The following is a 9,862-nucleotide window of genomic DNA, read 5'->3' on the forward strand; positions in this document are numbered from 1 at the left end:
CCGCCCAGGACGACCCGCTCGCGCCGCCCCGGCCGGGCCCCCGTCAGCTGGTCCGCCGTCCCGTCCTCCCGCCCCCCGCCGCCGCCCGGCGGGCGGCAGCGCCCACCCGGTGCGCTCGTCGTCGACCAGGGCGACCCGGCCACCGGCCACCGCGTCGACGGCCAGCTCACGCAGCGACCCGGGCACCGCGCGCAGGGCGTGCCAGAAGACGCCGAAGCTGTCGGCGCAGCGGTGCAGCAGCCGGTCGGCCACGTCGGCGGCGGTGTCGTCGTCGCGGGCCCGGGGGTCGTCGTCGTCCCAGTACCAGACCGATCCCTCGTCGCCGCCGGCCACCCGGACGGCGAGCAGGCCGCCCTGTACGTGCCCGACGGCCAGGAAGTCGGCGGTGAACCGGTCGGTGAACCAGGCGTTGGCGTGGCACAGGTCCTGCATCCAGTCGGCCCGGACCACGCCGAACAGCGGCTGGTCGACCACGAACCCGAACCGGGGGTGCACGGCCGGCCAGTCCGGCCAGCCGCCGTTGGTGCGGGCCAGGAAGTCCCGGTAGCCGGCTGGCAGGGTGCCGCCGAGCCGCTGCTCGACGCGGGCCACCGCCTGCGGGGTGAGCCGCTCGGCGAACCGCAGCGGCGGCGGGGTGGCGGTGTCCACCGGCAGGCCGCGCCGCCGGTGGTCGGCGTCGCCGGTGCTCACCCCACCGAGGTGCCGCAGTGCCGCGTGCAGTTCCGCCGGCACCAGCGCGACCCGCCGGCTGCGCGCCAGGTGCGCCCAGACCCACCCCGCCGGGGTACGCCCCGACGCCTGCGGATCCGCCGGGTCCGGCACCGTCAGGTTGGCGGTGAGCACGTCCAGCACCCGGGCCTCGTCCACCCCGATGCCCGGCGGCAGCGGCGGCAGCTCGACGACCGCCCGCGCGTACGGCGTCCAGTCGGGAAAGCCGTACGGGTCGACCGGCACCCCCTGCCGGTAGCGGACCCGCAGCATCGGCGCGGCCGGGTGGGCCACCCCGAAGGCGTACCGGGCTGCGGGGATGAGCCCGGCCCCGCTCACCGGCCCCGCCCGTGCGGGCCGGGGACGGTCTCGTCGGGGGTGGGCCAGAGCAGGAGGAACGGGACCTGGTCGGCGGGGACGGTGACGCCGGCCGGGGAGTCCGGGTCGACGGCCAGGGCATGCCCCGGCGGCCAGACGGTGAGCACGGCGGCCATCGTGGCCCGCAGGCTCGGCGTGCCGTCCGGATAAGCCCGCGCGAAGCGCTCCGGGGAGGTGAACACCTCGATCACCGGCGTCTCCCCCGCACCGACCGCACGCCACGGGAAGTCGGGGTCGACCAGCCGGGCCGGGTCGGGCACCGGGGCGGCGGTGGGGAGCACCACCAGCGCGTCGAGCAGCGCGTCCAGGTAGCCGGTGGAGTCACCGCGCTCGGCCGCGTCGAGCAGCAGCGCGGCGGTGTCCGGCCCGTCCGCCGGGCCGGGGGCGGGGGCCGGTGGGGCGAGCGCGGTCGCCGGGTCGTCCGGCCCGTCGGCCGTCGCGGCGGCGATCTCGTCGTCGGCCGCCGCCTCGGCCAGCTCGGTGAGCAGCTCCGCCCCGGCGGGCACGGTCAGCTCACCGTCCGCCGCCGCCCGGACCGCCGCCACCGGCAGGTACGCGTCCAGCGGGGTGCCCGGGTTGACCGCCAGCCGCCAGCCGGCCACCGGCCACCGCTCGCACAGCTCGTCGTACCCGGTCACGGTGTAGGCGTCGGCGACCCCGGCGACCTGCGACGCCATCGCCTCCAGCGAGGTGAAGACGGGCAGGAACGGCGCTCCGAAGAGGTCCATCGTGACGAACCGCTGGCCGCCGTCGGCCGGGTCGTCGTCGCGCAACTGCGGGAGGAACAGCTCGGCCCGGGTGAGGATCCGGAAGAACCCGATGCGGTCGTCGTCGCGCGCCGCGCGCAGCAACGCCCGTTCGGTGTCGTTGGCCGGCTGCCACGACTCGTCCACGACGGGTCTCCCTCCCTGCCCGGTGCCGACCTGAGCCTAGCGATGTCCCGTCGGCGGGCGGGACCCGCCGCGGGCGCACGCTAGGCTACGGGCCGGTCGCCGTCCGCCGACGTTCCGCAGGAGGTTCCATGCGACGTGTCGTCGCGGTCGCCGCCCTGGCCGCCACTGTGGCCGGTTGTTCCGCCGCCCCGTCGCCCACCCCCGCACCGGCCCCGGTGGAGCGCGTGGTCACGCTCACCGTCGAGGTGGTCGGCGGCGGGGGCGGGCTGTTCGGGATGGCGGTCACCTGGGGGCACAGCAGGTTGGAGACACAGTCCGCCACCAGCCTGACCTGGGCCTGGTCCCACGCGGTGACCCTGCGCTATCCCGACGTCGAACGGGTGTGGGTGTCGGCGACGCCGCAGGTCCGCCCGGGGGTCGACGAGCGGTTGGCGTACGCCGGCGGGATCCCGACGTTGCACTGCACGATCCTGTTCGGCGACCGGCTCGTGCAGGACCAGAGCAGCATCTCCCCCACGTGCGAGGCGAACCTGTCGGCCACCGCACCGGCCGGCGGGGCCGCCACCCCCGCGCAGCGGTCGGGCGGCGCCGCCGACTGACCGCGTCCACCCCCGACGGCTCAGCCCAGGCGGCGCAGCGCCCCCACGTACGCCGACCGCACCGCGACCAGCCGACTTGCCCGGAACCGGCCCGGTTCCCGCTGGTAGACCGTGCGGCCCAGCGGCGTCCAGACCGCCGTGAACGGCACCCGGGCCCCGCCGGGCGGCACGAACTTCATCACCTCGTCGAGCGCGGCGACGGCGGCGGTCAGGCGGGACCGGCAGCGCCGACGGTCCGCCTCCGGCAGGGTCCGCGCCCCGGCCGGCACCCCCCGGGCGTGCTGCTCGGCCACCCACAGCCACTCCCCGGCGTCGATCAGCCGGGACGGCTCCGGGCCGCCGTACCGGAAGCCCTCCTCGACCTCGACGGGCCCGGCGGGCAGCCGGAACAGGAACTCCCGGGGCGTGCCGCACCCCTGGCACCCGCCGGTGTAGCGGCGGGCCAGGTCGCCGTCGGGCAGGGTGAGCACGGTGGAGGCGCGCGGGAAGTGTCCCTGCCCGCAGCCGCACGGTTGCAGGTCCATGTAGAGGTGTGCCTCGTGGAGGGAACGCGCGGCCAGCGGGGTCACGACGGGCTCCACGGCATGTGGTCCAGGTGGAAGTCCCGGACGACCTCGATGCGGCGGCGGCGGAACCGTCCCGGTTCCCGGTGGTAGACCGTCCGTCCCCGGGTCGACCAGAACGCCGCCTCCGGCACCGCATCGCCGCCGTCGGGCAGGAACTTGCCGATCTCCTCCAACGCGGCCACGGCCGTCCAGCGCAGGTCCGCCGCCTCGGCGTCGTCACCCTCCCGCTCGGCCACCTCTGCCGCCTGGCCGCACCAGTCGGCGACGAGCAGCCACTCACCGGGGTCGAGCAGGGCGGAAGGCTGCGGACCGCCGAACCGGGTGGTGGGGTGCGGGCCGGCGTCGGCGGGTGCCGTCCGTCCGTCGGGCAGGGCGAAGACGAACTCGCGCTGCTCCTGGCACTCGGCGCAGCGACCGGAGTACCGGTAGGCCGGTCGGCTCCCCTGCGCCGTCGCCGTCCCGGTCCAGGCGGCCTCCATCGACCCGCACCGGGCACACGGATGCAGCTCCAGGTAGAGGTCGGCCTCGTCCCGGCTCCGGACGGCGGGCAGCAGGCTCATTCGGCGTCCCGGTAGTGGCCGGTGTCCGGGTCGAGACCCATGATCTCCCGGGCCTGGCGCATGTACTCGCGCTGCGCCTGCGCCGACGGCGACCGGCGCTGTGCCGAGTCGGCACCCTCGGGGGTGAAGTCGACGTCGTCCACCCGGTGTGTTGCCTGCCACCGGGCGTGTAGTTCGGCCAACTCCCGCAGCCGACGTTGCCGCTCCGGATCGACGTTCATCGCCATCGGGTCACCTCCGGACACCGGCCCCCGGCGGGCGAACCGCTCGCCCGGACCAGTGACCGTGGCTGGTCTCTCCTGGCCGATTGGCCGCACCACCACCCGTCACGGCAGCGGACGCTCCACCCGCTCGGCGACGGTCTCCCGGGCCCAGGTCGCCGCCCGGTCCGGCCCGCCCGTCACCGTCCACCGGTACACATCGACCGCGGAGCGGATCTCCAACAGGTAATGGTTGTGCGAGAAGAACCGCAGGGTCCAGCCCCCGTCCGGGTCCGGCACGAACGTCGGGGGCGTCACCGCCGGAGCGTCCGGCACCGCCAGCACCCGGGTGAAGTGGTCGGGGTCGCGGACCAGCCAACCGGCGTGGGTGCCCTCGGTCACCGAGAAGGGGCGTACCACCGGGCCGTCGATCTCCCACGCCGAATACAACTCACCGAACAGCTCCGCGTAGGCCAGCGGGTCCAGCCCGGCTCCCACCCGGCGACCCAGTTCACCCATCACCTCGGGCCGGTTGAGATGCAGCGTCCCGCCCGACGCGGTGAGGAGCAGGGCATGGGTGACGAATATCGGCTGCCGCGCGGCCACCACCCGGACCGCGTCGGCCACCCACTCCTCGTCGGCGACCGCCCACCGCGCCGGGCGGGCCAGGTAGCGGAAGTGGGCGGTCCGCACGGTCACCGACTCCGGACCGACCCACACCCGCTCGGTGGATTCGCCCGGCTCCAGCACGTACCGCTGGAGCGCCTCGGTCGTCCGCTCCGTGTCCACCAGCAACCTCCCTGTCGGTGTCACCCCGGGCCCGGGCCGGGTGGTACAGGCGTCCACAGCAGGGCCGCGCCCGCCAGCGCCGCCCGCTGGTACGGCGGCAGCGGTTCACCGGCCCAGAAGGTCTCCACCTGTGGCGCCTCCTCATCCTCCTCGGCGAGGGCGCGCTGAGCATCGTAGGTGATGTCCCAGGCCCGCATCCCAGGGCTCAACTCGGCAAGGCAGACCCGCCGCTCCACCGGTGGGCCGTCAGCCGTCGACCGCCACGCCCGCCAGATACCCCGGACACCGGGATGACGGGAAACACTCACCACGAACCGGGTGTCGGGCCAGTCGGTCAGCTCGTAGGCCAGATCAGCGAGGTGACCGAGCCGGGCCGGCAACCCGGTGGGGTCCTCCGGGTCGACACCGGTCAGGTCCAACGGGTTCGGCAGCCGGTTCCCGGCGCGCTCGACGACCGCTGCCCGCGCCGGCAGGAAACGGAAGGCGTCCGCCGACGGCGTCTCCTCGGAGACCGGCACCTCGTCGTACAACTGGGGCTCGCCCCCCGGCACATCCAGCGTGCGCAGGACCCGGCCCAGCAGCTCCCGGTCCGCAGCGGAGATCGGTACGGCGTACTGCACCGTCGCCACCGACACCGCATCCGGAAGGTGCCGCAGATCCCCGTCGCCGAGGAGTTTTCGCAGCTGGGTCACCACTTCGTCCGGGAACCGCCCCGCCAGCCGCAACAGCATGCGGTGTACGGCGGCGAAGAGGTCGTCCGCCTCATCCCATACAGGACTATCGATCACTGTCAGATCTCTTCCATGATGATTATCGTGCAGTTGTCCTGGAACTCGGGAGGCAACCGGGCCCGTACCTGTTCCTCGAGGTCAGGATCGGACGTGCGACGCATCCGCGAGCGTGGGGGGAAGACCGCCTCCTCATCGACGGCGAAGGACGAGAACACCGATATGTCGCGGGCCTGCTGCCCGGTGAGCCGGTAGACCACCAGGATTCTCCCGCCCGAGGCAGGGTTCTCGGCCATGAACCGTACCGCCACGTCGAGGCGGCGACTGACGCTGAGGAACTCCCGCGCCCTACCGGTCGGCAGCCACGAGTTGCCGTAGATCGGGGAGTACACCGGGGTGATCCAGTCACCGCGGTAGGCGACCACCGGCCGGTCCGGACCACCGACGGCCGGCAACTGCATCATCGCGTCGTGCACCATGTCAGCGTGCCACCGCACCTCATCGAACAACCGGGGTGACACCGAGCGGAGCCGACCGGTGAGGTCGTCCCAGGCCCTGTCGAGCGCCTGGGCGGCCCGGACCCGCTCGACGGCGCTCTGGGCGCCCGGCTGTTCCCGCGCCCGCTGCCTGGCCGCCGCCATCCGCCGTTGCGCCTGCACCCACCGCGCGGCCGGGTCGCTGAGCGGCGAGCGTGCGGTGAGGTGACCCGCCCCCTCGTGTACCACCGAACGGAGCAGCAACGGCAACGGCAACGCCTTGGTGCCGGCAGCGATATTGCCCAGGTAGTTCCGGACGAGTTCGTCGACCTTCCGGTCGAACACCTCCTTCGTCGGCCGCTCCGCCACCCCACCGGTGAACAGGTGGGTACGAATCACGTTGTTGATCAGGTAGTGGCTGTGTCGGGTGTAGACCGCCAGCGCCATGACGTGGGGCTTCGACAGCCGCTGACCCAGACTGCGCACGGCTGCCGTGTCGGCCGGGTCGATGCCGTTGCGCCGCAGCCAACCGGCGAGGTCGGCGTCACGCACCTGGCCGCTGTCCAGTTGGGGCCACAGCCGGTCCGCGATCGCCGGGACCTTGTGCCGGGTCTCCGAGAAACCGTGCGGGTCGACGGCATGATCCAGGTAACGGGCCTCGTGAGGGAAGAGCCCGTCCACCGTCACCTCGGCCCGCAGCGTGGGCAGATCGACGTCGGGCAGGCTGCGGTAGAGGTCCACCGCCGTCAGGCGGCTGTCGGGCGGGCGCAGCTCCACCCGCCTGATACCGGCGATCTCCGCTCCGCGCAGGATCTCGAAGAGCGAATGGTCCCGGGCCGGCAGCATCCAGCCCATCAGGCCGCTCAGGAACCGCTCGGTCTGCAGGCCGTCGAGCCCCACGAACCGGGCGGCAGTGAGCATCCGGGCGGTGGTGCCGGAGACCCCGTCGATGACCGGGAAGCCGTCCCGACCCACCCAGCGGGCCCACGGCCCATGGTCGGTGTCGTGCGCGGTCACCCCCTCACGCCACGGCAGCAGGCCGTGGTCGCCGAGCGGAACGCCGGACCTCTCCCGGTTCACCTGGTCGACGTACGCCCGTTCGAGCCGACCGAGCGGAGTCCCCAGCCGGGCATAGTGGTCGGGGGTGTTGGCCAGGGCCAGCTGTTCGTCATCCGAGCGGGGCCGGCGGGGGGACTGACTCGCCGTCATCTCGGCCAGGTCCCGGATGCCGTGCTCCGAGTTCCTCGCCACGTTGCCGGTGGCGAAGAAGTCCCGGCCGAACTTCAGCCTGTCCCGCAGTGGGTCCGGCATCAGCCGGTTCACCGTACCGTCGAGCAGGTCGCCCATCCGACGGACCGCCGCCACGTCGACGCCCGCGTCCCGGGCCTGCTCCCACCGCCCCTCGTCGAGCACCGACAGCAGCGCGTGGGACAGGGTGTACGGGTTCTTCCAGTTGCAGTAGGCCGCGTTGTAGAAGGCGGTCATCGTCTCCCGGAGGTTACCCTCGGCGAGCAGCCGGTCGAAGCTGACCGAGGTGCCCACCTGACCGGCGCTGTCGGGCGCGTCGTCCCGGAAGAAGGCGCTCTCCACCCGGGCGACCACCTCGGCGCGGGTCTCCCCCGGGTGCGCCGGCCCGGTCAGTGCCACCAGGATGTCCCGCATCCGGGTCAGCGCCGTGCGTACCGTGTCCTGCACCTGCGGGTCGCGGAAGTAGTGCGCCCCCAACCGCTGCTCGAACCGGGTCGCCTCCGTGGACCAGCGGGGATCGTGCAGGAACCGCGCGAACTCGAACGGCACCCGACTGACCCGGGCCGGATAGGTCGCCGGGGCCAGGTCACCCGCGGGCTTCGACAGGTCAACCGCCTCCGGCGGCAGCAGGTCGCCGTCGCGGGCACGCCCCGACGGGCCGCCGCCGGAGGGACCGGCACGCCCGTCCGGTGGGCCCTCCCGACCCAGCAGCGCGTCCCGGCCGGCGTCGCTGAGCCGCCCGTCGAGCAGCCTCAGCCGGGCCGCCGCCCCCGGATCGTCCGGATGCAGGCCGAGATGGTCGCGCAGGGCCCGCAGTTCGACGCGGGCGTACGTCGCCTGCGCCGGGTCGCGCAGCAGGTCGGCCAGCACCTCCACCTCGGCCAGCCGGCCCAGGTCGTGCGGGCTGGGACCGATGCCGTCGGCCGGCACGCCCGGGGTGAGAGCATCCGGCGCGAACGGGTCCAGCCCACCGGCGGCCCGCTGCCTGATCGCCGCCAACTCGGCCGCCTCGTGGGCGACGGCCCGCGCCACGTTGATGTCGGCAGCCCGGTCGGACAGCTCGATCCGCCAGCCGCCCCCCTCCGGTGGCACGGTGCCGTGCGGCAGGTCCCGGCCGTCCGCGTCGACCGGCACCGACCGGGCCACCGCGCCGTCGGGCAGGGCGTCCGCCGGCACGGCGGTCAGGTCCAGCCGTACGCCGCGCAGGGTGCCGTCCGCCGGCAACCGGTCCATCAGCAGGCGCAACGCCTCGTCGCCGAGTCGACGTACCAGTTCCGGCGCAGCCACCTCCCGGCCGTACCCGTGGAACTGCGCGTCGGGCACCCGGGCGGCGGTGACCGGCGCAGGGCCGTCCCCGCGGAGCAGTCCGTGGATCGCCGACGGGTCGGGCACCCGGGGCAGCCCGGCGGTGTACGCCGACCGGGGGTGCAGCGGGCCGGTGTCGCTGATCGACTTGACGCCCTTCCAGTCGGCGCCGAGCAGGGCCCGCTTGCCGATCCAGGAGGCGTCCCGCCCCCGGTGCTGCTCCCCCCAGCCGGCCTGGCTGATCTCGAACGGCGTCGGGTACCGGCCGCTGCCGAAGGGGTGGCTGCGGGCCCGGTCCAGGATCTCCCGTCCCGCCTCCCGCTGCCGGTACGCCTCGGTGAGCACCTGCTCCGGGTCGCTGGTGCCGTAGCGTGCCCGGAGCCGGTCGACGTCGACGGGGCCGTCGCCGTCGGCTGCCCGCCGGGCCAGCGCGATGTCGACGTCCACCGCACGCAGCTCATGTCGGAGCCGGTCGAGCACGCCCTCGGCCCGGTGCCCGGTGTTCGGCGCCCAGTCGAATCCGTCGCGCGCCCACGCGTAGCCGCCGACGGTGGAGGCGGCGTGCACCTCGACCCGTTCGACGCCGGAGTACCGGTACCAGTCGGTGAGGTGGCCGTTCCACTCCCGGGCGAAGCCCTGCCCCTGGACCCGTTCGCTGAGCTTCAGCGAGACGTGTTCGACGAAGAGGCTGCCGTCGTGGTCGCGGTGGAAGGACCGCACCACCCGACCGACGGGCACGCCGTCCGGATCGTGCACGGCGGCCCGGACGACGACCTCGTTGCGGTGCACACTGACGCTGTACGGATCGTCCAGTTCCACCCGGATGCGCAGCCCGGCGAACTCGCGTCCGTCGAGCTGGTCGGCGAACTCCCGGCGGACGGCGTCACCCCAGGCGTCGGCCTCCTCCCGGCTGCCGGGGATCAGCTCGTCGAGCGAGGGACGCCGGTCCTCCCGCCGCCACGGCGGGTCGGACCAGATCTCGTCGTTGCGGGTGGACTCCCGCCCGTCGGCCGGTGTCGCCCCGTCCGCCTGCGGCACCTGCTCCAGCTCGTGCACGGGGTAGCCGCGTCGGGCCAGGTCGGCGTCGAGCCGGTGGAGGTCTTCCCGGAGCCGGGCCTGGTCGATCGGGTCGGTCGCCGCCCGCAGCTCGTCGACGACGCACCGGCGCTCGGTCAGCGCGAGCAGGGTCCGTCCATCCGGGGCCACCGCGTCGGCCGCCCCGCGCCCCGTACCCGGTTGGCCCGCCGAAGGGGCCGGCTCCGGAGCGGGCCAGCCCGGCCCCGGTTCCGGTGCCCACGTCCGGTGGTCCGCGGCCCGCCCCGGAGCCGACCACGATCCGACGGTCCCCTCGCCCGGTCCACCCGGTCGCGGCGTCCCCGCTTCGGGGGTGACCGGCCGGGGTGCCGCTCCCC

At 74.5% G+C, this 9,862-nt stretch carries 9 protein-coding genes; 1 reads left to right on the plus strand and 8 read right to left on the minus strand.

Annotated features, from left to right (window positions below; all coding sequences use genetic code 11):
• Together ACOJTC_RS29865 and ACOJTC_RS29870 are read right to left on the minus strand one after the other, a co-directional pair.
• On the minus strand, positions 1–1,047 hold a 1,047-nt coding region (locus ACOJTC_RS29865; protein WP_420119379.1), incomplete at its 3' end, for an SMI1/KNR4 family protein.
• A complete protein-coding gene (locus ACOJTC_RS29870) occupies positions 1,044–1,979 on the minus strand; it encodes an SseB family protein (RefSeq protein WP_420119380.1) in 936 nt (311 codons plus the stop codon). The genes ACOJTC_RS29870 and ACOJTC_RS29865, both read right to left, overlap by 4 nt.
• A 128-nt stretch (positions 1,980–2,107) precedes the next feature.
• Between ACOJTC_RS29870 and ACOJTC_RS29875 the strand changes: the two genes are divergently transcribed.
• Positions 2,108–2,578, plus strand: a complete 471-nt coding sequence (locus ACOJTC_RS29875; RefSeq protein ID WP_420119381.1) for a hypothetical protein — start codon at positions 2,108–2,110, stop codon at positions 2,576–2,578.
• 20 nt (positions 2,579–2,598) lie between these two features.
• Here the strand turns inward: ACOJTC_RS29875 and ACOJTC_RS29880 are convergent, their stop codons facing one another.
• From ACOJTC_RS29880 to ACOJTC_RS29905, 6 genes are all read right to left on the minus strand, one after another.
• Positions 2,599–3,147, minus strand: a complete 549-nt coding sequence (locus tag ACOJTC_RS29880; RefSeq protein ID WP_420119382.1) for a hypothetical protein — start codon at positions 3,145–3,147, stop codon at positions 2,599–2,601.
• Positions 3,144–3,704, minus strand: coding sequence for a hypothetical protein (locus ACOJTC_RS29885; protein WP_420119383.1), 561 nt, complete (start codon positions 3,702–3,704; stop codon positions 3,144–3,146). The genes ACOJTC_RS29880 and ACOJTC_RS29885 overlap by 4 nt, the downstream gene beginning before the upstream one ends.
• Positions 3,701–3,931 carry a hypothetical protein gene (locus ACOJTC_RS29890; protein WP_357929746.1) on the minus strand — a complete coding sequence of 77 codons (231 nt, stop codon included), beginning with the start codon at positions 3,929–3,931 and terminating at the stop codon, positions 3,701–3,703. The genes ACOJTC_RS29885 and ACOJTC_RS29890 overlap by 4 nt, the downstream gene beginning before the upstream one ends.
• Positions 3,932–4,030: 99 nt before the next feature.
• Entirely contained in the window at positions 4,031–4,693 is a 663-nt protein-coding gene (locus ACOJTC_RS29895; protein WP_420119384.1) for a hypothetical protein, read from the minus strand.
• 20 nt (positions 4,694–4,713) lie between these two features.
• Positions 4,714–5,424, minus strand: a complete 711-nt coding sequence (locus ACOJTC_RS29900; RefSeq protein ID WP_420119385.1) for a hypothetical protein — start codon at positions 5,422–5,424, stop codon at positions 4,714–4,716.
• 59 nt (positions 5,425–5,483) lie between these two features.
• Positions 5,484–9,656, minus strand: a complete 4,173-nt coding sequence (locus tag ACOJTC_RS29905) for a hypothetical protein (protein ID WP_420119386.1) — start codon at positions 9,654–9,656, stop codon at positions 5,484–5,486.
• Positions 9,657–9,862: the final 206 nt, after the last annotated feature.

Origin of the sequence: Micromonospora sp. (genome assembly GCF_048594385.1) — a bacterium.
Taxonomy (GTDB): Bacteria; Actinomycetota; Actinomycetes; order Mycobacteriales; family Micromonosporaceae; genus Micromonospora; species Micromonospora wenchangensis.

What these genes read in the sequence shown, in the direction of transcription:
- ACOJTC_RS29875 (WP_420119381.1), top strand. Translation starts at nt 2,108, where the DNA reads ATGCGACGTGTCGTCGCGGTCGCCGCCCTGGCCGCCACTGTGGCCGGT.
- ACOJTC_RS29885 (WP_420119383.1), bottom strand. Translation starts at nt 3,704, where the DNA reads ATGAGCCTGCTGCCCGCCGTCCGGAGCCGGGACGAGGCCGACCTCTAC.
- ACOJTC_RS29890 (WP_357929746.1), bottom strand. Translation starts at nt 3,931, where the DNA reads ATGGCGATGAACGTCGATCCGGAGCGGCAACGTCGGCTGCGGGAGTTG.
- ACOJTC_RS29900 (WP_420119385.1), bottom strand. Translation starts at nt 5,424, where the DNA reads ATGCTGTTGCGGCTGGCGGGGCGGTTCCCGGACGAAGTGGTGACCCAG.